We start from the raw sequence: 22,752 nt of genomic DNA on the forward strand, positions 1-22,752 counted from the left end.
AGCGGTATAGGCTGCACGGGCGGCGGGGCGAAAAAATGCCTTGATAGACCGCGCTGTATAGTCATTCGCCTCCGGCAGGTATCAGCGAAAACTCGCCCTGTGGCAATCAAACATCACCCGGGTAAACACTCGAAAATCCGGGAAAATCGCGCCACTTCGGGCCACTCAATCCAGCCCTTCGTACCGATCTCACCCTCCAGCGTCGCCCAATCCGCTCCCCCGCTTGCGCTCAAAAATTGAGCGGTCTAGACTGCATCGCAGTTTCATCGAAGGAAGTCCCAGTCTTTCGCGCACCGCGCCGGCCTCCCGGCACGACGCCCCCCAACGGACGCCCGGCGCTCGCCCGCCACGTCGAGACCACAAGGACACACCATGAACCGCACTGCAAAGCTCGTCGTTTCCGCGCTGGCGTTCGCGCCGCTCGTCTCGTTCGCGCAGGACACGGCAACGATCCGCTGGGGCATCGATCCCACCTATCCGCCGTTCGAGGCGAAGCAGCCCGACGGCTCGCTCGCCGGCTTCGACATCGACCTGCGCGATGCGATCTGCGAGCAGCTGCGCGCGAAGTGCGTGTGGGTCGAGCAGGGCTTCGACGGGATGATTCCGGCGCTGCGCGCGCGCAAGTTCGACGTGATCATGTCCGCGATGACGGCCACCGACGAGCGGCTCAAGCAGATCGACTTCTCGAACAAGCTGTACGCGTCGCCGGGCGCGCTCGTCGCGCCGGCCGGCTCGAAGCTGCTGCCGACCGCGGCGTCGCTCGCCGGCAAGCGCGTCGGGATTGACCAGGGCACCACGCAGGAGGCGTACGCAAAGGCCGAATGGGCGACCAAGGGCGTGACGATCGTGTCGTACCAGAATCAGGACCAGGTGTATCAGGATCTGGTGAACGGCCGTCTCGACGCGACCTTCCAGGACAAGACGCAGGCCGGCTATTCGTTCCTGAAGACGCCGCGCGGCAAGGGCTACGCGTTCGCGGGCCCCGACGTGACCGACGTGCGCATCACCGGCTATGGCGTCGCGATGGGCGTGCGCAAGGGCGACGCCGACATGAAGAAGCGGCTGAACGACGCGATCGCCGCGATCCGCGCGAACGGCACGTACCAAAAGATCGCCGCGAAATACTTCGACTTCGACATCTACGGCGCGAAGCAGCAATTGAGCGCCGCGCCGTGACCGCATGCGCGCCATGCCCCCCATGATCCCGTGCTTCATTCAATCGACAGGCAAGCCATGACGAGTATCCAGGACCGCGTCGCGACAGCCGTGACGCCCGAACTGATCGCCGCCTTCCGCGACGAAGGCGCGGTGTGCATCAAGGGTATCTTCTCGCCCGACGAAGTGGCCGCGCTGCGCGCCGGCATCGACGCGAACCTCGCGCAGCCGAGCCAGCGCGCGAAGGTCGCGAGCCGGCCCGACGATCCGGGCTGGTTCTTCGAGGACTTCTGCAACTGGCGGCACAACGATGCGTACCGCGACTTCATCGTGCGGTCGCCCGCGCCGTCGGTGGCCGCCGCGCTGATGGGCACGAAGACTGTTCGCCTGCATCACGATCATCTGCTCGTGAAGGAGCCCGGCACGCGGCAGCGCACGCCGTGGCACCAGGATCAGCCGTACTACAACATCGAAGGCGACGACAACGTCAGCATGTGGATTCCGGTCGACCCGGTGCCGCTCGAATCGACGCTGGAATTCGTTGCGGGTTCGCACCAGGGGCCATGGCTGATGCCGCGCACGTTCATGGACAAGGAGGCGAAGTGGTTCCCCGAAGGCAGCCTCGCCGACCTGCCGGACATCGAGGCCGACCGCTCGGCATTCCCGATTCGGCACTGGGCGCTCGAGCCCGGCGACATGGTGTGCTTCCGGATGCTGACGCTGCATGCGTCGGGCGGTACGCAGAACCGCCGGCGCGCGTTCTCGATCCGCTTCGTCGGCGACGACATCCGTCACGCGCCGCGCCGCTGGAAGACGTCGCCCGATTTCCCCGGGCTGGCCCACGAACTGCCGGCCGGCGCGCCGCTCGAGCATCCGCTGTTTCCGGTCGTGTGGACGCGTGACGCGGGGCAGGTCCGGACGATCTGAGCGGCGAATATCGAGCGACATCACGCGCGCGGCGGCCGTTTCGCGATGAAGCGGCCGCCGCGCGTGGTCGTTTTCGGGTGCCGAAACAGGCTCAGGTCTGGTGCCGTCCGGCGCCCGGCTTGAAGCGCGAGCCGAGCCGGTAGCGGTTGCCCGGATGCAGGAAGTGCACGAACGTGACGGGCAGCCCGTTCGTCCAGGTGCGGCGTGTGAGGGTGAGACACGGCTCGTCGGCGCGCATGTCGAGCAGCCGCGCCTGTTCGCTCGTCGGCAGCGACGCGTCGACGACGTGCTCGATCTCCAGTTCGTAGTGCGACACGTTGTTGAACAGGTATTCGGACGGCGGCTCGGCCTGGAAGTCCTGATCGATGAATTCGGGCGCGGCGGCCGGATTCACGTAGCGATCCTCGAGCTGGATCGGGCGGCCGTTTTCCTCGTGCACGCACACCACGTGAAAGACCGGCGTGTTGACCGCCAGCCCGAACGCGGCCGCGACGTCGAACGACGCGGGTTCGCGCGACTGGCTGAGCACGCGGCAGCGATATTCGTGTCCGCGCGCGCGGATCTCGTCGCGGATGTGCGCGATCATCAGCAGGTTCGACTGCGGTTTCACTTCGGCGACGAAGGTGCCGACGCCCGCGATGCGCTTCAGCACACCTTCCTCGGTCAGCTCGCGCAGCGCGCGGTTGACCGTCATGCGCGCGACGCTGAATTGCGCGGCGAGATCGAGTTCGGACGGAATGCGGTCGCCCGGGCGCCACTCGCTCGCGTCGACCTTTTGGCGAACGAGCGTCTTGATCTGCTGGAACGGTGCGGTGGCCTTTGTGACCATCGGAAGATCCTTGCGCGAAGAGGTGACGAGGCTAGTCGTCGTGACTGACGATGACCAGGATCTCCGCCTGCGCGGCGCCGAGGCTGCGCGTGCGGTGCGGGATGAGTGCGTTGAAATAGACTGAATCGCCCGTCTTGAGTTGCACCGTCTCGTTCGGGAATTCGATTTCGACGCGCCCCTTGTGCACGAACAGGAATTCCTCGCCTTCGTGCTCGCGGAACGTCGACGCGACGAATTCGTGCGGCGGATGCACGACGAACGGCAGCATCTTCTTCGGCGCGACCCCGGCCGCGATGCTTTCGAAGCGGTGCGCGTGGCTGTCGGCCGCCGCACCCATCGCCGTGCGCTCGCCGGCGCGCGTGACCGTGATCAGCTCGCGGTTGTGGCTTTCCGAGAACAGCTGCTCGACGTCGATGTTCAGCGCCTTCGACAGCTTCAGCGCGACCGCGATCGACGGCACGCTCAGGCCGCGCTCGACTTTCGACAGGTAGCTCTTGGTCAGGCCGGTCTCGTCGGCCAGCACATCGAGCGTCCAGCCCTTCTGTTTTCTGAGCAGCTTCAGGCGAATCGTCATGGGGCGCCAGGTGTCCTTCGAAAAATCGATTGTAACGTATGACACAAAGTGTCATGTGGTGTATCGTGTGTCTTTCGTGCCCACGGACACGGCCGCGGGCGGCGCGGCAGATCCGATCCATTCAGGAGGTGAACATGGCGGAAACGTTGAATTTGACGAAGGCGACGCTGGTCGCGCTGGCGGAGCGGCGTCTCGAGAATGAGGTGGGCGACAGCGGCTGGTCCCCGCGGCAAAAGCTCGCGCTCACGTGCCGGATCCTGTTCGACGCCGGTCACGATTCGGGCCTGGCCGGGCAGATCACCTGCCGCGCGGGCGACGCCGGCACGTACTACACGCAGCGGCTGGGGCTCGGCTTCGACGAGATCTCGGCCGCGAACCTGCTGCGCGTGAACGAGGATCTCGACGTCGTCGACGGCGAAGGCATTCCGAACCCGGCCAACCGGTTCCATACGTGGATCTATCGCGAGCGCCCGGACGTGAACTGCATCATCCATACGCACCCGGCGCATGTCGCGGCGCTGTCGATGCTCGAGCAGCCGCTCGTCGTGTCGCACATGGACACCTGCCCGCTGTACGACGATTGCGCGTTCCTGAAGGACTGGCCCGGCGTGCCGGTCGGCAACGAGGAAGGCGAGATCATTTCGAAGGCGCTCGGCGATAAACGCGCAATTCTGCTGTCGCATCACGGCCAGCTCGTGGTCGGCAAAACGATCGAGGAAGCCTGCATCCTCGCGCTGCTGATCGAGCGGGCCGCGAAGCTGCAACTGCTGGCGATGTCGGCCGGCGAGATCAAGCCGGTGCCGCCGGCGCTCGCGCGGGAAGCGCGCGACTGGATTTCGAAGCCGAAGCGCGATGCGGTGACGTTCGACTACTACGCGCGGCGCGCGTTGCGCACGCATCCGGACTGTATTGCATGAACACGCGCATTGCGCTCGTCTCGTCCATCCATCATTGAGGAATCCACAACGTGTCCATCCTGCTGCAAGGCATCATCGCCTATCCGGTTACGCCGTTCTCCGCCGACGGCGCTATCGACCTGCCGGCACTCGATGCGCTGATCGAGCGCCTGATCGCCGATGGCGTCCACGCGATCGCGCCGCTGGGCAGTACCGGCGAGAGCGCGTACCTGTCCGACGCCGAATGGGAGGCGGTCGCCACCGCGTCGATTCGCGCGGTGCGCCGGCGCGTGCCGACCGTCGTCGGCATCTCCGATCTTACGACGGCCGGCGCGGTGCGCCGCGCGCGCATCGCCGAACAGGCCGGCGCCGATGCCGTGATGGTACTGCCCGTGTCGTACTGGAAGCTCGGCAACGACGAGATCGTCGCGCACTATCGCGCGATCGGCGACGCCATCGGCATCCCGATCATGCTGTACAACAACCCCGCGACGAGCGGCGTCGACATGTCGCCCGACCTGATCGCGACGATCTGCAGGACCGTCGACAACGTGACGATGGTCAAGGAGAGCACCGGCGACATCGGGCGGATGCACCGGCTCGCGCAGTTGAGCGACGGGACGATCCCGTTCTACAACGGCAGCAATCCGATGGCGCTTGCCGCGCTGGCCGCGGGCGCGGCCGGATGGTGCACGGCCGCGCCGAACCTGAACGCCGCGTTGCCGATTGCGCTGGTCGACGCGATGCGCGCCGGCGACCTGGCGCGTGCACGGACGGTTTTTCACGCGCAGTTGCCGCTGCTGCGGTTCATCGTCGACGGCGGCCTGCCGGTGACCGTGAAGGCCGGGTTGCGGCTGCGCGGCTTCGACGCGGGCGAGCCGAGGCGGCCGTTGCTGCCGCTCGGCGAAGTGCGCACGCGCGAGCTCGAACGCCTGCTCGCGGCACTGCCGGACGGTGTGCCGGCATGAGCGGCGACGCGCGGCCGGCGATCGCGGTCGCCATCGCCGCGGTGCGGGTCGGCACGAGCCGCCCGCTGGCCGGCACGCCGCACCTGAGTGCGATCGACAAGCAGCCGGTCGACGCGCGTCTGTGGCTCGGCGCACTCGGCTTCGCGGGTGACGGGCAGGCCGATGCGCGGCATCACGGCGGGCCCGACAAGGCGGTCCATCACTATGCTTACGACCACTATGCGTGGTGGTCCGCGCAGATCGGGGCGCGTGACGTGCTCGAGCGACCGGGCGCCTTTGGCGAGAACCTGTCGACGCACGGCGTGACCGAGCGCGACGTGTGTCTCGGCGACGTGTTCACGCTGGGCGGCGCCGTGCTGCAGGTGTCGCAGTCTCGGCAGCCGTGCTGGAAGCTCAATGCGCGTTTCGACCATCCGCGCATGGCGGCGCTCGTGCAGCAAAGCGGCCGGACCGGGTGGTACTACCGTGTGCTGGACGAAGGCTGGGTGGCGCCGGGCGATGTGCTGGCGCTGCACGAGCGGCGGTATCCGCAATGGCCGCTGTCGACGGTGCTCGATGTGCTGTACCGGCGCACGCTCGACATGGCCGCGCTCGATGCGCTGTGCGGCGTTCCGGTGTTGCCGCCCGGCTGGCGCAAGATGCTCGACAAGCGCCGGACGGAGCGGCAGGTCGAAGACTGGACGAAGCGGCTCGAAGGCTGACGCGTCGCGTGCGCGGCTTAACCGGCCGGCAGGTTCCGTACGTCGGCCGTCGGCTCTGCACCGAACGCGTCGCTCAGCGCATGGCCGATCAGGTGCCGCGCGGCGGCCTCGGGCGTCGACAGCGCGCCGCTCGCCTTCAACTGGTCGAATTTCTCGCGCATCGGGAAATTCTCTTCGCTGGTCGAGCGGATCGTCGCCTGCATCCCCGTATCGACGACGCCCGGCGCGACGCTGCAGATCCGCAGCGCACGGTTCGCGTCGAGCGCGACGGCGCGTGCGTGATGATCGAGCGCGGCCTTGGTCGCGCAATAGACGCTCCAGCCCGCGTACGCGTTGCGCGCGGCGCCGCTCGACACGTGCAGGATCCGGCATTCGGTCGGGGCCGATACCGCCTGCACGAGCGCGGCCGACAGCATCAGCGGCGCCGCGACGTTCAGGCCGACCGCGCGTGCGACGAGCGCCGGGTCCTGCGCGTCGAGCGGTCCGATCGGATCGACGATGCCCGCGTTGTTGAAGAGCAGCACGATCGACGCGCCGTCGACGAAGCTGCGCAGCGTGTCGCCGGCCAGCCACGTTGCGACGGCCGACGTATCCGACAAGTCGAGTTCGATTTCGGCGAACCGGTCGCCGGCCTGCGCGGCGAGCGACGGATGACGGCTGCGCGACACGCCGAGCACGGCGATGCCTTCCTGCAGCAGCTGTTCCGCGAGCGACGCGCCGAGGCCGCGCGTGTGTCCTGTGACGATGGCGCGCACGTTCGGCGCTGAAGAGGATGCGGTCATGGTGGTGAACGAGTGAACGGTTGAACCGTGTTGACGAGTGGCGAGTGATGCGCATGCGCGGCAACCCGGCGTGCGGGACGGGGCGATGCACGGTGCCGGTGTGGCATTCGAAGGCGGCCGCGTGCCGCGCCGCCTCTCCGGCTGAACGCGTATCGTAGCGCCGGCCTGCACCACGCGCAAACGCGCGGCGACGCCAGCCGCTGCCATGCAGCGTGAATGCGCGGCGCCGAATGCACGCATCGTCGCGGCCGCCGCCGTCGCCCTCCCGATACGTTGGACGAAAGCCGTCTGCGGCAAGTGCGCGCGGCGCGGCGGCAGGTGGCGCCGGGCCCCACGTCGCGAGCTATCATATGGCTCGCCCGTTCGCGACGCCGGACGGGCCGCGACGTTTCCCTTCACCTGCTGCACGCTGCGACGCCATCCATGAACACCACGCCGGATATGCCCACGCCACGCGCCCTGCGCGAACTCACGCCCCTCGAGGCCCGCATTCTCGGGGTGCTCGTCGAGAAGCAGCACACGGTGCCGGACACCTATCCGCTGTCGCTGAACGCGCTGACCGCGGGCTGCAACCAGAAAACCGCACGCTCGCCAGTGATGAACGTCAGCGAGGACGAGGTCACGACCGCGCTCGACAGCCTCAAGCACCTGAGCCTCGTGATGGAGGGCAGCAGCAGCCGCGTGCCGCGTTTCGAGCACAACATGAATCGCGTGCTCGGCATCCCGAGCCAGGCGATAGCGCTGCTGACGATCCTGCTGCTGCGCGGCCCGCAGACGGCGGCCGAACTGCGCCTGAACAGCGCGCGCCTGCACGGCTTCGCGGACATCTCGTCGGTCGAGGCCTTCCTCGACGAGCTCGCCGCGCGTGCGCAGCCGCTCGTGATCCGGCTGCCGCGTGCGCCCGGTGCGCGCGAGAACCGCTGGATGCACCTGATGTGCGGCGAGGTGAACGTCGCCGACTTCGCCGGTTCGGACACCGGTGGCGGCACGGATTCCGTTCCGCCGTCCGAGTTCGAGGCGCTGAAGGCCGAGCAGAAGCGGCTTGCGGATGAAGTGGCGCGGTTGAACGCGCTCGTTCAGCGGATGGCGACCGAACTCGGGATCGACGTCGACGCGCCGGGCGACGTGAGCTGACGGGTTGCTCGAATCAATCGGCCGCCGGCGCGCAAGCGGGCGCGCGGGTGGACGGCCGAGCGTCGCGACACCGCCCGATCCGGATCACCAGCGGCACCCCGTCTTCGCGGACGCATCGACATCCTGCGCCCACGTGAAATCGGTCTTCTTGCCGGTACGCGCATGGGTGTACGTCATCGAATAGACGATCGCACCCTGGCTCATCATTTCATATTCGCCGTTGATCTTGCCGTCGACCATTTCCCACCAGGTTGTCGTGTACTGGTACGGGCGGCCTTCCGCGAGTTCCTCGTGCTCCTCGTGCTTGAACAGCAGCGGGATGGCCGACTTCGATTTCGCATACCGGACGACGCCGCCTTGCCACTTGGCCACGTCGTCGTAATACGTGCGCAGCTCGAATCGCACGGGTTTGTCGCCGGTCGTCCTGAAGCACAGCACTTCCGTGCTGACCTCGGCCGACACGGGCAATGCGATGCAAAGCAGCAACGCGGCGAATGCTCTTTTCATGTTGGCAGATGAATGAAGGTGAGGCGATTCAGCCGATGCTGATTCGCGTGGCGCCCGCGTCGACGAGCCGGAACAGCAGATCCTCGACGGCTGCGCCCGGCGCCGAACCGAGATCCGCGTTGACCCGCCATCCGTGCTCCGTGCGCGCCGGCTCCGACAGATAGTGAACGACGCCGTGCAGGCCGTCCTCGGCCGGCACGCGTGCGTCGTCGGTGTCGAACCACGCGAAGAACCATGCCTTGAACGCGTCGGTGGCCGTGGCTTCGTCGAAACCGTCGGCTTCGACCGTCACCCAGTCCCACACGAACGGCCGGATCGACACGGCCGCCGTGTCGAGTTCGAACGCGAAGGGCTCGAAATCCAGTTGCGCGGTCGAGTCGACCATCGCCGGCTGGCCGGCCGATTCGCCTGCGGTGTGAACGAGATCAGCGCGGCACGGCAGCGCGAGCGGGCCTTCGGTGGCCAGCATGCCGTCGGCTTTCCGGTAGGCCGGTTCGACGACGGCCACCGGTTGCGCCGCCGCTTGCGCGAGCAGGTCGGCGTAGGGCTGGCGGATGGCGCTGAGCAGTTCGGATACGGTCATCTTGGCGGGTCGGGTCAGGTTGTGAACGTCAATCACGGACGGATGGTGCGTCGTGCCGCCGGCGTCGAACGAGGGCCCGCATCGGCAGGGGACAGCCACGATCGTACGGTACTTCGATGGCATGCGACCACTCGGCCGAACGGCCGGCTCGCGTCGCGAGGTGCGCGCTCGCGCGGAAGTGCTGCGCGAGCGGCGTGCCGCCTTGCGCGAGTGCCATAATCGAGGCTGCCAATCATTCCAGACGTCCCCCGGAGAATTCTCATGCAGAACCTCGACAATCCTTCCCACGATCGCGAGGTAGGCAGCGCCGACGCGACGCAGGACACCACGCGCATCGACGACGTCCGCATCGGCGCCGTGCGTCCGCTGATTTCCCCCGCGCTGCTGCAGGACGAGCTGCCGGTGCCGGCCGCCACGCAGACGCTCGTCGAGGACACCCGCCGCGCGATCGGCGACATCCTGCATGGCCGCGACGACCGGCTGCTGCTCGTCGTCGGCCCGTGCTCGATCCACGACCACGATCAGGCGCTCGACTACGCACGCCGCCTGAAGGCTGCCGCCGATGCGCTGAAGGACGACCTGCTGATCACGATGCGCGTGTACTTCGAGAAGCCGCGCACGACGGTCGGCTGGAAGGGGTACATCAACGATCCGCGCCTGGACGGCAGTTTCCGCATCAACGAAGGGCTGCGCGCCGCGCGGCAGCTGCTGCTCGACATCAACGCGCTGGGCCTGCCGGCGTCGACCGAATTTCTCGACCTGCTGAGCCCGCAATACATTGCCGACCTGATCGCGTGGGGCGCGATCGGCGCGCGCACGACCGAGAGCCAGAGCCATCGCCAGCTCGCGTCGGGGCTGAGCTGCCCGATCGGCTTCAAGAACGGCACCGACGGCGGCGTGCAGGTGGCGTCGGACGCGATCGTCGCCGCGCGCGCGAGCCACGCGTTCATGGGGATGACGAAGATGGGGATGGCCGCGATCTTCGAGACGCGCGGCAACGACGACGCGCACGTGATCCTGCGCGGCGGCAAGAACGGGCCGAACTACGACGCCGAGCACGTCGAGGCGAGCTGCGCGGTGCTGCGCAAGAGCGGGTTGCGCGAGCAGGTGATGGTCGATTGCTCGCATGCGAACTCGAACAAGTCGCATGAGCGGCAGATCGACGTCGCGCAGGATCTCGCGCGACAGTTGGGGCAGGGCGAGCACCGGATCGTCGGCGTGATGGTGGAGAGCCATCTCGAGGCCGGGCGTCAGGATCTGAAGCCGGGTGTGCCGTTGCAGTACGGCGTGTCGATCACCGATGCGTGCCTGAGCTGGTCGCAGACCGAGCCGGTGCTCGACGTGCTGGCCGAGGCGGTGCGGCATCGCCGGGTGTATTCGCGCAACGCGTGACGCGGCATGGCTGCGGGGCAGGGTGGCGGGCCGGCGGGGTGGCGCCCGCCCGTAGTTCGATGCACCCGTGAAGATCTGTTGACTGTTTGCCATATTCTCCTGATCGACATGCCGCGGCGGCGCTATTTCCGCGCCGCGCGCACCAACTATCCGCACGGTCATTGATCTGGCTCCGGCTCGATCCTCTGCCGCGTTGCACGCTGGACGCACGATCCGGCGAATGTCGCTACCATGAACGCCGTGCTGCACGCCGCGGCCCGGCCATGCCGGTCCGCCATGCACACACGCAGTGGCGGCGCGGCCGACCGCCATGCGACCGACGAAGCGCGGGGTGCTCACCGATCAGCCATTGCGCCCGCGTCGCTTCGCTCCCGGAATCAACAACAACCGAACCGGAGTGCAAACTACATGAAGTTCTACAAGACCCTCATCGCAGCAACCGTCCTCGCATCGAGCGTCAGCGCGCACGCGCAGATCGCCGGCGCACAGCCGCTCAGCGTGACCGTCGAACAATCGCAGGCGCTGCTCGAAGGCTGGAGCGTGAAGAAGAGCGTGCTGGGCAAGGTCGTGTACAACGACGCGAACCAGAAAGTCGGCACGGTGCGCGACCTGATCGTCGCGCCGGACGGCTCGGTGTCGGCGGCGATCGTGTCGGCCGGCGGCTTCCTCGGCGTGGCCGCGCATGACGTCGCGGTGCCGATCGCGTCGCTCGACGTGCGCAACGGCAACATCTACCTGCCGGGCGCGACGAAGGATGCACTGAAGGCGACGCCGGCGTTCCAGTACGCGAAGGTGCCGTCGGCGCCGAAGCCGAAGAAGCTCGACGACAAGCATTGACGGATGCGGCCCGGCCCGGCGCGCGATGTGCCGGGCCGGCCGGGTGCCACGTCGCGCTGCGCGGCGATCCCTCACCGCCGCGCTCCTTCATCCCCCCTGCCTACGTAATTCTACGTAGCCCCGCATACGTAGTTGTGCGCTTGTAAGCCGCCCCCATCGCGCGGAATACTACGGCCCACTGCCTCGGCTTTCACGAGACGCGGCACGACGCATCGACGTCACGCGGGTTCGGCCCCTCGCCGCATCCACTCAAAAACACATTGGAGACCAGGAGACGCCATGAATCGGGCTTCCAGTACCCTGCTCTGGATCGCGGTCGCGCTGCTCGGCGCATTCGCATTCGGGACGATCGCACTTGCGCACGGCGAACGCGTCAGCGCGCTATGGATCGTGATCGCCGCAGTCTGCGTGTATCTGATCGCATATCGCTTCTACAGCCGCTTCATCGCCAGCAAGGTCATGCAGCTCGACGGGCTGCGGATGACGCCGGCGGTCAAATACAACGACGGCCTCGACTACGTACCGACCAACAAGTACGTGCTGTTCGGCCATCACTTCGCCGCGATCGCCGGCGCCGGACCGCTCGTCGGCCCCGTGCTCGCCGCGCAGATGGGCTATACGCCCGGCATGCTGTGGATCCTGGCCGGCGTCGTGTTCGCCGGCGCGGTGCAGGACTTCATCGTGCTGTTCATCTCGACGCGCCGCGACGGCCGCTCGCTCGGCGATCTCGTCAAGATGGAGCTCGGCACGGTGCCCGGCGTGATCGCGCTGTTCGGCGCGTTCCTGATCATGGTGATCATCCTCGCGGTGCTCGCGCTGATCGTCGTGAAGGCGCTGACCAATTCGCCGTGGGGCACGTTCACCGTCGCCGCGACGATTCCGATCGCGCTGTTCATGGGCATCTACACGCGCTACATCCGTCCGGGCCGCATCGGCGAAGTGTCGATCATCGGCTTCGTGCTGTTGATGGCATCGATCGCGTTCGGCCAGCACGTGCACGATTCGGCGACGCTCGCCGCATGGTTCACGTTCAACGGCACGCAGCTCACGTGGATCCTGATCGGCTACGGCTTCGTCGCATCGGTGCTGCCGGTGTGGCTGCTGCTCGCGCCGCGCGACTACCTGTCGACGTTCCTGAAGATCGGCACGATCCTCGGCCTCGCGATCGGCATCCTGGTCGTCGCACCGGAACTGAAGATGCCCGCGCTGACGAAGTTCGTCGACGGCACGGGCCCGGTGTGGTCGGGCAACCTGTTCCCGTTCCTGTTCATCACGATCGCGTGCGGCGCGGTGTCGGGTTTCCACGCGCTGATCTCGTCGGGCACGACGCCGAAGCTGATCGACAACGAATCCAACGCGCGCTTCATCGGTTACGGCGCGATGCTGATGGAATCGTTCGTCGCGATCATGGCGCTCGTCGCCGCGTGCGTGATCGAGCCGGGCATCTACTTCGCGATGAACGCGCCGGCGGCCGTGCTCGGCTCGACGCCGGAAGCCGTCGCGAATACGGTCACGCAATGGGGCTTCGTGCTGACGCCCGACATGCTGACGCAGACCGCGAGGGCCGTCGGCGAGACGACGATCATCGCGCGCGCGGGTGGCGCACCGACGCTGGCCGTCGGCATGGCGCACATCCTGCACCAGGTGATCGGCGGCGAAGCGATGATGGCGTTCTGGTATCACTTCGCGATCCTGTTCGAGGCGCTGTTCATCCTGACGGCCGTCGACGCGGGCACGCGCGCGGGCCGCTTCATGCTGCAGGACCTGCTCGGCACGTTCCATCCGGCGCTCAAGCGCACCGAGTCGCTGCCCGCGAACCTGGTCGCCACCGCGCTGTGCGTGGCCGCGTGGGGCTACTTCCTGTACCAGGGCGTGGTCGATCCGCTCGGCGGCATCAACACGCTGTGGCCGCTGTTCGGCATCTCGAACCAGATGCTCGCCGCGATCGCGCTGGTGCTCGGCACCGTCGTGCTGTTCAAGATGAAGCGCGAGCGCTACGCGTGGGTGACGATCGTGCCGACCGCGTGGCTGCTGATCTGCACGCTGACGGCCGGCTGGCAGAAGATTTTCGATTCGAATCCGAAGGTCAGCTTCCTCGCGCACGCCGCGAAGCTGCAGGCCGCGGTGGACGAAGGCAAGGTGCTCGCGCCGGCGAAGTCGATCGCGCAGATGCAGCGGATCATCTTCAACGACTACATCGATGCGGCGCTGGCCGGCCTGTTCATCTTCGTCGTCGTGACGATCGCGGTGTACGGCCTGCTCGCCGTGCTGCGCGCGCGCCGCGAGTCGAAGCCGACCGTGCGCGAGACGCCGTACGAGCCGATGCCGGCCGCGCAGGCGCTCGGCAGCGGCCGATAACGGGAGGCCGCGATGTTCAGCGATCTCGGCGGCGACCTGCGCAGCGCGGGGCGTTACCTCGGGCAGGCGTTGCGGCTGATGGTCGGCCTGCCCGACTACGACACCTACGTCGCGCACATCCGTGAAACCCATCCGGACCGCGAGCCGATGACGTACGAGGAATTCTTCCGCGAGCGTCAGAATGCGCGGTACGGGTCGGGGGCGGGGAAGTGTTGCTGAGCTCGAATCTCTGATTGGAGTTGGTGATGAGCGGAAAGCGTCGTGATGAGTGTCACGGCGCTTTTTTTATTTGGTCGGCGGGATGGTGTGTCGGGGCGATGGTTCGCCCCTGCGAACCGGAGTTACGTTTTTTCGTCATCATTTCCGACTTTTGAGCTGCATGACCATTTTTGTTGGACTGTGATTGATCAAATGTCTGGATGTCGGCGCGGACCCGGGAGGCGGGCAACATGTCACAATAGTGAATGTCACTTTTGGGTTATTCTGTACAATTGGATTCAACTCGTTGTGGTTTTTGGGCACCACTTGTGCGATTGGGGTATCAGCGCGGTAGGCGAACGTCCGCAATGGTGATAATTGGAAAGATGTTTTGTAGTGCATTCGGTTAATATATGAAAATATTATCTGTTTTTAACAACAAAGGTGGGGTCGGGAAGACAACCCTCACTTATCATTTGGCCCATGCCCTCAGTCAAGCCGGCAAGAAAGTTTTGCTTTTGGATGCCGATCCTCAATGCAATCTAACAATATATTCCATAGACGTCGAAACCATACATAAAATTTGGGCTGCAGAAGATGAGGTTGTCGAGCTCGGAATTGAGGAAGTCAGGAAGAAGAAGACTAAGACCGAGTTGGAGAAATTGCATCGCACGGCACGGTCGTTGCACTATCTTCTTCAACCTACGATCGATGGTACAGGAGAATATGAGCGGTTGCCGCCGCCGTATAAAGTTACGCCAAATCTCCATTTAATACCGGGGCGCCTTTCTATTCACGAGTTCGAAGAAAAAATTTCTACTCGTTGGAGTGATGCTTATAGAGGGGATGCCTTGGCAATTAGGACGATTACGCGGATCCGCTCATTGGCGGAAGAGTATTCGAAGAAAAATAGGTACGATTACATCATTGTTGATACGTCACCTAGTCTCGGTGCTCTCAATAAAGCAATTATCTCGACAGTTGACGGATTTTTTGTTCCTGCTGCGCCAGATATGTTCTCGCTCTATGGGATAAGAAATATTGGAAATTCGCTCAGGAAGTGGCAGGAAGAGTTTGAGATTATATACAAATTAATATCATCTGATAAAAGAAAGTTGTTTCCTGCTAATTTCGTTCAATTTCTTGGGTATACAATTTATAATGCAAGAAAGTATACAAAAGCGAGTGCGCCATGGAATTTGGCTCAGGCGCATTTGAAGTATGCGCTCGAAGTTCCGACCGTGATTAATGAGCATATCGGAAAAAGTCTACGGCGAAATATCGCGGAAGGTGTTTTGGCTGAACCTATTGGTGGGGAGTCAATTATGCATGGACATAATACGTTTCCGACGCTTGCTCAACACTATAGAGTGCCGATGTGGGAAATTCCCAAGCTTTCAACGTTGGAAAAGGATCACCAAAATACTGTTAATGGACAAAAGCCTGACATTCTTGCAACGAAGGTAAAATACGATGCATTTGCCGAAGCGTTGATCGAGCGAGTTCGGATGATTGGATAAAAAATGAAAATTAATCCGCTGCCTGCAAACGAAATTGCAGATGAGTATCATCATCTCCTTGATCTTTACAAAAAGAAGCGTCGATTTTTTGAGTTGTTTTTGCATTCGGTTGAAGCCGAATTTTCTTCAGCTCCCGAGCTTAATACCGGGACGCCGACTGTAATTCATTCTTTGCGCGGTCGATTAAAGGATGAAGATCATCTTGTGGGTAAGATAGTCAGAAAGCAGGCCGAGGGGCGTTTAATAACGGAGAAGAATTTATTTTCGGAGATAACGGATTTTGCTGGGCTTAGGGTGCTTCATCTTTATCAAAGTCAATTCTCTGAAATTAATTCTTTTATAACGAAGAAGGTGCGATCGAGAAACTGGCGACTTCTTGAAAAGCCCATTGCATATACTTGGGATCCGGAGTCGGTTGATTATTTTAAAGGTTTCAGATTGAGGACGTCCGTAAAACCATCTTATTACACGAGCGTGCATTACGTGCTTGCGCCAGCAAATTCTCAAGAGGGGATTTCGTGTGAAATACAGGTGAGAACGCTATTCGAAGAGGCTTGGGGGGAGATTGATCATTCAATAAACTACCCAGAAAGAACTACTAAGATGGCAAGTATCGAGCAGCTCCGAGTGTTGTCTAAGTTGGTCTCAACAGGGTCTCGGTTGGCGGACGCGATTTTCAAAGTTCATGGAAACAATTGACGACTGTATGCTTCTGGCGCGGGTGCCGGCGTTGGCTACTTAAGTGGATTGACTCAATAGCACCGCTATCACGAGCATGACGTCCGGCGAAAGGTGCCTGCGAATGGTGCTACATTGTTGGCCGCAGTCGACCTTTCAAGAGGCTAGATGGCGGTCATTGTCAATTCATACCGAAACAGTCCGCAAACGTTCGCAAAGACCGAGCCGTTACCCTTGCTAACGCTCAGCCAGAATTGCTTGCAAAAAATCAATGCATGCCGTAGAGAAATCTGGCGCTAATCCCGCTCAATACCGTAGCGTAATGACGGATATCGATGCCGGGTCCCGAGGGGCGCATCACCATCATATGGCACGGCGCGGGAGATTGTATTGCGCTCTCACGCAACGGCGGGCAGCCATCAGATGTTTGCGTGACCGTCAGGGAGATCAATTTCGCTTCACTGGCCCTCGCTACCCCCCAAGAGCGATGCCCGCCCCCGCTATCATATGAGCCATTCCCCTCCAGCAACCCCTCCAGAGGTCAACGTCGTGCATGTCGGTGAGCGTTTCAACAGCATTTCCCATCTCGTCGGCGCGGTGTTGTCGGTGGCAGGGCTGGTCGCGCTGGTGACGATGGGCGCGCTCGATCGCGATCCCTACAAGATCGTGAGCTTCAGCGTGTACGGCGCAATGTTGATCCTGCTGTATGCGATCTCGACGCTGTACCACAGCGTGCGCAACCCGCGGCTGAAGGCGATCCTGCAGAAGTGCGACCATTCGGCCATTTATCTGCTGATCGCGGGCAGCTACACACCCTTCGCGCTCGTCACGCTGCGCGGCCCGTGGGGCTGGTCGCTGTTCGGCGTGAGCTGGGGGCTCGCCGCATTCGGGATTGCGCAGGAGCTCACGCTCGGACGGCGCACGCGCATCGTATCGATGGTGCTGTACGTGCTGATGGGCTGGCTCGCGCTCGTCGCGATCCGCCCGCTGATCCATGCGTTGCCGCCTGTGGGGACCGCCTGGCTCGTGGCCGGCGGCGTCATCTACAGCGCGGGCATCTACTTCTTCATCAATGACGAACGCATCCGCCACGGGCACGGCATCTGGCACCTGTTCGTGCTGGCCGGCAGCCTGTGCCAGTTCGTCAGTGTCGCGATGTACGTTGCGTGAGCGTGAGCATCGCCGTGGACGGCCCGGTGCGCGTCATTCGCGCCCGGCCGCTTGTGCCGCGCCGCGCAGCGCGATGAACCCGACCCATCCCCAGTAGACGCGGTGATGCGCGATCAGCCCATCGCGCAGATCCATCACCTCGACGAGATCGACCTGATCGCCTTCCGGCGTTTCGCGCGGATATTCCCATATGAGTTGCCGCCCGTTCGAGAAGAACGTGCCCGTGCGGTGCCAGCGTCCGAGCTTGTTGCCCGGATTGCGCAGGCCCGCCGCGAAGAACGCGCCGATCGCGGCCTTGCCGTGCAGCACGCCCGCGCGCTGATCGGGCAGCGTGACGACGATCAGCGGCGTTTCGAGGATCGCGTCGTCCGCGTACAGCGACATCAGCGCGTCGAGGTCGCGTGCGACGACGGCGGCGTGCCAGTCTCGATGGATGCGTTGCGCATCGGTGTCGGCGTGGGTCATGGCGGGTTCCGGCAAGCGTGGATAACTGAACCACTGTATTGATGCAACGCCGCCGGACGTTTCAGCGCAAATCGAAACGTCGATGTCGCGCGAGCCGCCGTCAGCCCCTCAGCGCCCCAGCGCGCCGAGATTCAGTTCGTGCGACTTGCCGATCCACACCGCGCTGTCGCGGTGGTCGCGCAGTTCGTCGTTCGTGTTCGGATGCAGGAAGATGTCGAGCGCGCCGTGATTCAGCACGAGCCACGGCACGATGGTGTCGAACCGCGCGGCGTCGAACGCGATCTGGTACGACCACGCCGGATGCGGGCCGACGAGGCGTTCGTGAAAGCGGCCGAGCTCGATGATCGCGCCAAACCGTTCTTCGACGACGAGGCGAAACGCCCAGGCCGCGTCGCGACTCGCGGCGTCGAAGTAGACGTGTGCGTGCCAACTGTCGATGGCGGTGGTGTCGATGGCGGACATGGCGGACTCGAGTAAAGAATGGGGAAGGCATGAGTGCCGTGACATACGGCCGATGCGCAATTATCGCGCTTACTCGTCGGACACGTCTTGTCTCAGAACGGTGAATCGGCGCGGAGGATTTGCCGCGCGTCAGCGAAACCGGCTCGTTTGATAGGTTTTTTCTCGCGTGCGTCCATGCATGCTGCATCGCGCCGAAAGCCTTGCCGGGCCACGCTTCGGCAGAAATCCCGGCGGAAATATGTCATTTCGAAAACTGCAAAGGCGATTCACGTGCTGCTTCGAATCGTCTGCGAAAACGCGATCAGGTAGTTGAATGAAATAAAGAAATTCCGAGCAGGCGGCAGTCGCGAATGCGCGGATCGCGCCCCGGCTGCCGGTGCCGAAAATATCAATTGCGGAATCGGCTATTCAAGCGCACGGCCTCGCGGCATACGATGACTACACCGCATCGATCATCGAGATCGATGCGCAAACAACCATCTGGAGGCCATGATGCGATCCCTTGTTTCCCTTGCCGTTCTGTCCGGCGCGCTTGCCGTGCTGCCCGTCGCGAGCTTCGCGCAGTCCGTCGACACCGAGTGGCAGAACGCCGCGCCGTTGAACTGGAAGGCGGCGCGTGCCGAGACCGACGTGCAGCTGATGCAGATGGCGCGCGCCGGCTATCGTGCGACGGCAGCCGGCAACCAGAACTATCCGCTCGCGATGCAGCGTGCGCTCGAGCGCGTGCACAACCCGTTGCCCGACCGCTCGCAGGAAGAGAAGGCGGCGATGGAACAGCGTGCCGCGCGCGACGCGCAGACCGGCCATCCGGTGAAGGCGTTCTTCGTGAAGACCGCGTACTACCTGAAGGGCGAGAACACGTTCTGATGCGGGAGACGAGCATGGCATGCGCGAACCGACTCCCCGCCGCGTTGCGCGCGTCGCTGATCCGCCGGCTGCCGGCGGCGTGCGCGACGCGGCGGCGGGACGACGTGTACGGCGCGCGGCGCCGCGCGAATGGCAATCGCGACGCAAGCCGCGGTGGCGTCGCGTGCCGCACCGCGTGGCCGGCATTCGATGCGGACGGCGCTGCCGCAAGCGAGGACGAATCATGAAGGGCGTCCGGAAGGGCCGTCGCCGCCCGCCGTTGACGCGCGAGTGGCTGCTGCCGCTGCCGCCCGCGCATGTGCGCGACATTTCGCTGAAATGCCACATGGCGCTCGTCGCGCTGCGCGGCGAGCACGGCAGCGAAGCGTTGCTGATGCGGCTGCGCACGAGTGTCTATCTGGTGTTCCTCGCGCTCGACGATGCGGTGTGCCCCGACGCGAGCATCGACCTCTGCGTCGAGGCGGAGCGCGTGCTCGACGCGAGCGTGGCGCGCGCCGCGCAAAGCGGCGCATGGACGCTGCACGACGACGAATGCGCGGCGCTCGAGCGCGTGCTCGCCGCGAACGACGCGTGCGTCGCGACGCTCACGCGACATCGGCTCGCCGAGCTGTGGAATCACGTCTGCACGTTTGCGTCGGCCGAACAGCCGGCGCTGGTCGCGCACGCGGCGGCGAAGATGCGGGAGCCGGCCGTTCTGCATTGAGCGGCGGCCACGCGACCGACGCCCGGGCCATGTTTCGTACCAGTCCAATTCACGGGGGCTGACTCTCGCCGTCTAATGTCACGACAGGAGCCGAACGGGTTCGGTCGATGACGATCCATCCTCGCGTTTGCGACGATCGTGCGTGTCGGCGCGAACGCATTCGTTTCAGTCAGGAGGAGCGATGGCGCTATACAGGATCGGCGGCTACTTCACGTGCGGAATCGGCCGCGCATTCAGCGAGAACCTGCCGCCCGGCAGCGAAGTGAAGATCGCGGGCATCTATCGATGCACCGTGTGCGGCGACGAGATCGGCATTGCGAAATCGCAGACGCTGCCGTCCGAGGAAACCCATCGGCACGATCTCGATCCGCCGTCCGACCCGCTGCTCGATCCCGGCCCGACCGCATGGCAGCTGATCGCGGCGGCGGAGTCGCGACACTAGCCTGGGCAAGCGGCGTGCGCATTCCGATGCGTGCGCGGATGCGCGGCGGCCCCATGGCGGGCCCCGACAAAACAAAAGCGCCACGGAGCGAACTCCGTGGCGCTTTCTTGCCGCCTGCCTGCGCGGAGGCGTGAGCCTCCGCGGGCGACACGCGCTTAAGCCGCCGTTGCCGGCTTCGCCGGCTTCTGCAGCTTGCCCTTGCCGGCGCGCTGGATTTCGTCGAGCTTGATCTCGACGTGGCGCGAGAACACATACTCGGCCGGACGCTGCTTCGCGATCGAGATGTCCGGTGCGAACGGGCCGTCGGTCTTGATGCCCTTCTTGCTCACGCGCAGCGCCTTCAGCGGATGCGAGATCGTGTCCATCACGGCCGTGGCTTCGAAGCCGCAGTGGACCATGCAGTCCGCGCACTTCTCGTAGTTGCCGACGCCGTAGTTGTCCCAGTTCGTGTCTTCCATCAGTTCCTTGAAGGTCTTCACGTAACCTTCGCCGACCAGATAGCACGGCTTCTGCCAGCCGAACACGGTGCGTGCGGGGTTGCCCCACGGCGTGCACTTGTACGTCTGGTTGCCGGCCAGGAAGTCGAGGAACAGCGACGACTGGCTGAACGACCAGCGCTTGCCGCCTTCGCCGCGCTTCAGGATCTCGCGGAACAGGTTCTTCGTCTTGTCGCGGTTCAGGAAGTGCTGCTGATCCGGCGCGCGCTCATAGGCGTAGCCCGGCGACACGGTGATGCCGTCGACGCCGATCGGCCCCAGCGTGTCGAAGAACTTCGCGACGCGCTCGGGGATCGCATCGTTGAACAGCGTGCAGTTGATGTTCACGCGGAAGCCGCGGCGCTTCGCTTCCTTGATGGCCGCGACCGCCTTGTCGTACACGCCTTCCTGCGATACGGAGTGATCGTGCATCTCCTTGTCGCCGTCGAGGTGGACCGACCAGACGAAGTACGGATTCGGCTCGTAGTCGTCCATCTTCTTTTCCATCAGGAGCGCGTTCGTGCACAGGTACACGAATTTCTTGCGCTTCATGATGCCCTTGACGATCTCCGGCATCTCCTTGTGGAGCAGCGGCTCGCCGCCGGCGATCGACACGATGGGCGCGCCGCACTCGTCGACGGCTCCCAGGCATTCCTCGACGGACAGGCGCTGGTTCAGGATCGGGTCCGGATAGTCGATCTTGCCGCAGCCGTTGCACGCGAGGTTGCAGCGGAACAGCGGCTCGAGCATCAGCGCGAGCGGATAGCGTTTGTTGCCGGACAGGTGTTGGCGCATGATGTATGCGCCGACGCGGACTTGCTGGAGCAGCGGAATAGACAAGAGATGTCCTCCTTAAACTTCGCGGGCGACAGCTTGCGTAAGCTTCGCCGGCAACTTGAATTCGACTTTTTCTTCACGGCCCGCCATCGTCGTGACATCGACGGGCCCCAGCGCGCGCAGCGCGCCGATTACATCCTCAACCATTTCCTCGGGTGCCGACGCGCCGGCGGTCAGGCCGACCGTCTGCACGCCCGCGAACCATTCGGGCTTCACTTCCGAGCCGTCGGCGACGAGATAGCTCGGCACGCCGCTTTCGGTGCCGATCTCGCGCAGGCGGTTCGAGTTCGAGCTGTTCGTCGCACCGACGACCAGCAGCACGTCGACCTGGCCGCTCAGCTCGCGCACGGCGGCCTGGCGGTTCTGCGTCGCGTAGCAGATGTCGCGCGTGTCCGGGCCGACGATGTCGGTGAACCGGCGCTGCAGCGCTTCGATGATGCCGCGCGTGTCGTCGACCGACAATGTGGTCTGCGTGACGTACGCGACCGGCGTATCGACCGGCAGCGTCAGCGTATCGACTTCTGCCTCGCTCTGCACGAGGATCACCTCGGCAGGAATCTGGCCGATCGTGCCTTCGACTTCCGGATGGCCCGCGTGGCCGATCAGGATCAGCCGGCGGCCCGCAGCAACGTACTGGCGGCCCTGCACGTGCACTTTCGTGACGAGCGGGCAGGTGGCGTCCAGCACGTCGAGCCCGCGCGTTTCGGCGTCGCGTTCGACCGTCTGGGCGACACCGTGCGCGCTGAAGATCGCCACGGCGCCGTGCGGCACCTCGTCGAGTTCCTCAACGAATCGTGCCCCTTTATTACGCAGATTTTCGACGACATGCCGGTTATGCACGATCTCATGACGCACATAGACCGGCGCGCCGTGCTGTTGCAGCGCGCGATCGACGATTTCGATTGCGCGGACAACCCCCGCACAGAAGCCGCGGGGCTGGGCAAGGATGACTCGCATATATGAGCGAACTCCGACGACAGACGCCGGGGTTCGAGGAGCTGGCACAGCTCGCTCGCCCCGGCTTGATGTTATGAAGGCAGGAACGAACCGGCCAGGCCAGGCCCCGGAACCCCGAATTAATCGCGCATTTTAACCCTATCGGGCCGTCCGTGCTCTGGTGCTGTATCCACCGTGTTGCATCCATAGCAGAGCCGCGTCGGCGCTGGCGCGCGCGGAACCCGGTAAACTGCGCGCTTTCGCGGGCAGCCGGTTCGGCTGCCCGGCGTCGCGCTCATTTCAAGGCCATTCGATGACCGTCGATTCTTACGCGTATTGCCCTGCCGCCCGTGCG

At 64.2% G+C, this 22,752-nt stretch carries 27 protein-coding genes; 17 read left to right on the plus strand and 10 right to left on the minus strand.

Translation table 11 applies throughout. The features are described 5' to 3' along the window. Positions 1–372: 372 nt before the first annotated feature. Positions 373–1,176, plus strand: coding sequence for an ABC transporter substrate-binding protein (locus tag FFI87_RS17180; RefSeq protein ID WP_012367099.1), 804 nt, complete (start codon positions 373–375; stop codon positions 1,174–1,176). Positions 1,177–1,233: 57 nt separating this feature from the next. Beyond that, positions 1,234–2,082 carry a phytanoyl-CoA dioxygenase family protein gene (locus FFI87_RS17185; protein WP_138849719.1) on the plus strand — a complete coding sequence of 283 codons (849 nt, stop codon included), beginning with the start codon at positions 1,234–1,236 and terminating at the stop codon, positions 2,080–2,082. 91 nt (positions 2,083–2,173) lie between these two features. On the opposite strand, the gene hutC is transcribed toward FFI87_RS17185, so the two are convergent. Next, positions 2,174–2,911: a histidine utilization repressor gene (hutC, locus tag FFI87_RS17190; protein WP_012367097.1), complete on the minus strand. Its 738-nt coding sequence runs from the start codon at positions 2,909–2,911 to the stop codon at positions 2,174–2,176. Between the two features lie 31 nt (positions 2,912–2,942). Beyond that, positions 2,943–3,485 (minus strand): helix-turn-helix domain-containing protein, encoded by a 543-nt coding sequence (locus FFI87_RS17195; protein ID WP_006750216.1) that lies wholly within the window; start codon positions 3,483–3,485, stop codon positions 2,943–2,945. A gap of 134 nt (positions 3,486–3,619) precedes the next feature. Here FFI87_RS17195 and FFI87_RS17200 point away from each other — a divergent pair, with 134 nt between their 5' ends. Genes FFI87_RS17200 through FFI87_RS17210 form a run of 3 tightly spaced genes read left to right on the plus strand, consistent with a single transcriptional unit; the run spans position 3,620 to position 6,050 of the window. Then, on the plus strand, positions 3,620–4,402 hold the full coding sequence (locus FFI87_RS17200) for an aldolase (protein WP_138849718.1): 783 nt from the start codon (positions 3,620–3,622) through the stop codon (positions 4,400–4,402). 50 nt (positions 4,403–4,452) lie between these two features. After that, a complete protein-coding gene (locus FFI87_RS17205) occupies positions 4,453–5,349 on the plus strand; it encodes a dihydrodipicolinate synthase family protein (RefSeq protein WP_138849717.1) in 897 nt (298 codons plus the stop codon). Then, complete coding sequence (locus FFI87_RS17210) at positions 5,346–6,050, plus strand: MOSC domain-containing protein (protein WP_138849716.1); 705 nt, start codon at positions 5,346–5,348, stop codon at positions 6,048–6,050. Before FFI87_RS17205 ends, FFI87_RS17210 begins: the two co-directional genes overlap by 4 nt. A gap of 17 nt (positions 6,051–6,067) precedes the next feature. Here the strand turns inward: FFI87_RS17210 and FFI87_RS17215 are convergent, their stop codons facing one another. Beyond that, positions 6,068–6,832, minus strand: coding sequence for an SDR family oxidoreductase (locus FFI87_RS17215; protein ID WP_138849715.1), 765 nt, complete (start codon positions 6,830–6,832; stop codon positions 6,068–6,070). 423 nt (positions 6,833–7,255) lie between these two features. On the opposite strand from FFI87_RS17215, the gene FFI87_RS17220 reads away from it, so the two are divergent. Beyond that, positions 7,256–7,966 carry a YceH family protein gene (locus FFI87_RS17220; protein WP_138849714.1) on the plus strand — a complete coding sequence of 237 codons (711 nt, stop codon included), beginning with the start codon at positions 7,256–7,258 and terminating at the stop codon, positions 7,964–7,966. An 84-nt stretch (positions 7,967–8,050) separates the two neighbouring features. Here FFI87_RS17220 and FFI87_RS17225 read toward each other — a convergent pair whose 3' ends face one another. Then, positions 8,051–8,473: a hypothetical protein gene (locus FFI87_RS17225; RefSeq protein ID WP_138849713.1), complete on the minus strand. Its 423-nt coding sequence runs from the start codon at positions 8,471–8,473 to the stop codon at positions 8,051–8,053. A 28-nt stretch (positions 8,474–8,501) separates the two neighbouring features. Continuing rightward, positions 8,502–9,056 carry a hypothetical protein gene (locus FFI87_RS17230; protein WP_138849712.1) on the minus strand — a complete coding sequence of 185 codons (555 nt, stop codon included), beginning with the start codon at positions 9,054–9,056 and terminating at the stop codon, positions 8,502–8,504. 261 nt (positions 9,057–9,317) lie between these two features. On the opposite strand from FFI87_RS17230, the gene FFI87_RS17235 reads away from it, so the two are divergent. The 4 genes from FFI87_RS17235 (at position 9,318) to FFI87_RS17250 (ending at position 13,862) form a co-directional block, all read left to right on the plus strand. After that, a complete protein-coding gene (locus FFI87_RS17235; protein ID WP_012367089.1) occupies positions 9,318–10,448 on the plus strand; it encodes a 3-deoxy-7-phosphoheptulonate synthase in 1,131 nt (376 codons plus the stop codon). Positions 10,449–10,856: 408 nt separating this feature from the next. Continuing rightward, entirely contained in the window at positions 10,857–11,285 is a 429-nt protein-coding gene (locus tag FFI87_RS17240) for a PRC-barrel domain-containing protein (RefSeq protein ID WP_012367088.1), read from the plus strand. 279 nt (positions 11,286–11,564) lie between these two features. Further along, entirely contained in the window at positions 11,565–13,643 is a 2,079-nt protein-coding gene (locus FFI87_RS17245; protein ID WP_138849711.1) for a carbon starvation CstA family protein, read from the plus strand. A gap of 12 nt (positions 13,644–13,655) precedes the next feature. Continuing rightward, a complete protein-coding gene (locus FFI87_RS17250) occupies positions 13,656–13,862 on the plus strand; it encodes a YbdD/YjiX family protein (protein WP_012367086.1) in 207 nt (68 codons plus the stop codon). A 52-nt stretch (positions 13,863–13,914) separates the two neighbouring features. On the opposite strand, the gene FFI87_RS17255 is transcribed toward FFI87_RS17250, so the two are convergent. Then, positions 13,915–14,094, minus strand: coding sequence for a hypothetical protein (locus FFI87_RS17255; RefSeq protein WP_138849710.1), 180 nt, complete (start codon positions 14,092–14,094; stop codon positions 13,915–13,917). A 160-nt stretch (positions 14,095–14,254) separates the two neighbouring features. Between FFI87_RS17255 and FFI87_RS17260 the strand changes: the two genes are divergently transcribed. From FFI87_RS17260 to trhA, 3 genes are all read left to right on the plus strand, one after another. Continuing rightward, positions 14,255–15,361: a ParA family protein gene (locus FFI87_RS17260; protein ID WP_138849709.1), complete on the plus strand. Its 1,107-nt coding sequence runs from the start codon at positions 14,255–14,257 to the stop codon at positions 15,359–15,361. A 3-nt stretch (positions 15,362–15,364) separates the two neighbouring features. Beyond that, the gene (locus FFI87_RS17265; RefSeq protein ID WP_138849708.1) at positions 15,365–16,060 is read left to right on the plus strand and encodes a RelA/SpoT domain-containing protein; all 696 of its coding nucleotides are present in this window, start codon (positions 15,365–15,367) and stop codon (positions 16,058–16,060) included. Positions 16,061–16,588: 528 nt separating this feature from the next. Next, positions 16,589–17,209 (plus strand): PAQR family membrane homeostasis protein TrhA, encoded by a 621-nt coding sequence (trhA, locus tag FFI87_RS17270; RefSeq protein ID WP_006761278.1) that lies wholly within the window; start codon positions 16,589–16,591, stop codon positions 17,207–17,209. Positions 17,210–17,242: 33 nt separating this feature from the next. On the opposite strand, the gene FFI87_RS17275 is transcribed toward trhA, so the two are convergent. After that, a complete protein-coding gene (locus tag FFI87_RS17275) occupies positions 17,243–17,674 on the minus strand; it encodes a nuclear transport factor 2 family protein (RefSeq protein ID WP_138849707.1) in 432 nt (143 codons plus the stop codon). A 108-nt stretch (positions 17,675–17,782) separates the two neighbouring features. Next, on the minus strand, positions 17,783–18,136 hold the full coding sequence (locus tag FFI87_RS17280) for a DOPA 4,5-dioxygenase family protein (protein ID WP_138849706.1): 354 nt from the start codon (positions 18,134–18,136) through the stop codon (positions 17,783–17,785). 492 nt (positions 18,137–18,628) lie between these two features. Between FFI87_RS17280 and FFI87_RS17290 the strand changes: the two genes are divergently transcribed. The 4 genes from FFI87_RS17290 to FFI87_RS17300 all read left to right on the plus strand — a co-directional run bounded on the left by FFI87_RS17290 (position 18,629) and on the right by FFI87_RS17300 (position 20,148). Then, positions 18,629–19,003 carry a hypothetical protein gene (locus FFI87_RS17290; protein WP_138849705.1) on the plus strand — a complete coding sequence of 125 codons (375 nt, stop codon included), beginning with the start codon at positions 18,629–18,631 and terminating at the stop codon, positions 19,001–19,003. Positions 19,004–19,017: 14 nt separating this feature from the next. Next, positions 19,018–19,230 carry a hypothetical protein gene (locus FFI87_RS34500; protein ID WP_186381743.1) on the plus strand — a complete coding sequence of 71 codons (213 nt, stop codon included), beginning with the start codon at positions 19,018–19,020 and terminating at the stop codon, positions 19,228–19,230. Then, positions 19,227–19,706, plus strand: a complete 480-nt coding sequence (locus FFI87_RS17295) for a hypothetical protein (protein ID WP_138849704.1) — start codon at positions 19,227–19,229, stop codon at positions 19,704–19,706. Before FFI87_RS34500 ends, FFI87_RS17295 begins: the two co-directional genes overlap by 4 nt. A 181-nt stretch (positions 19,707–19,887) precedes the next feature. Continuing rightward, on the plus strand, positions 19,888–20,148 hold the full coding sequence (locus FFI87_RS17300) for a hypothetical protein (protein WP_012367079.1): 261 nt from the start codon (positions 19,888–19,890) through the stop codon (positions 20,146–20,148). Between the two features lie 155 nt (positions 20,149–20,303). On the opposite strand, the gene hpnH is transcribed toward FFI87_RS17300, so the two are convergent. Then, positions 20,304–21,464: an adenosyl-hopene transferase HpnH gene (gene hpnH, locus FFI87_RS17305; protein WP_012367078.1), complete on the minus strand. Its 1,161-nt coding sequence runs from the start codon at positions 21,462–21,464 to the stop codon at positions 20,304–20,306. A gap of 12 nt (positions 21,465–21,476) precedes the next feature. After that, entirely contained in the window at positions 21,477–22,418 is a 942-nt protein-coding gene (gene ispH / locus FFI87_RS17310) for a 4-hydroxy-3-methylbut-2-enyl diphosphate reductase (protein WP_011659818.1), read from the minus strand. Positions 22,419–22,752: the final 334 nt, after the last annotated feature.

It is taken from the genome of Burkholderia sp. KBS0801, assembly GCF_005937855.2.
GTDB classification, from domain to species: Bacteria; Pseudomonadota; Gammaproteobacteria; order Burkholderiales; family Burkholderiaceae; genus Burkholderia; species Burkholderia ambifaria.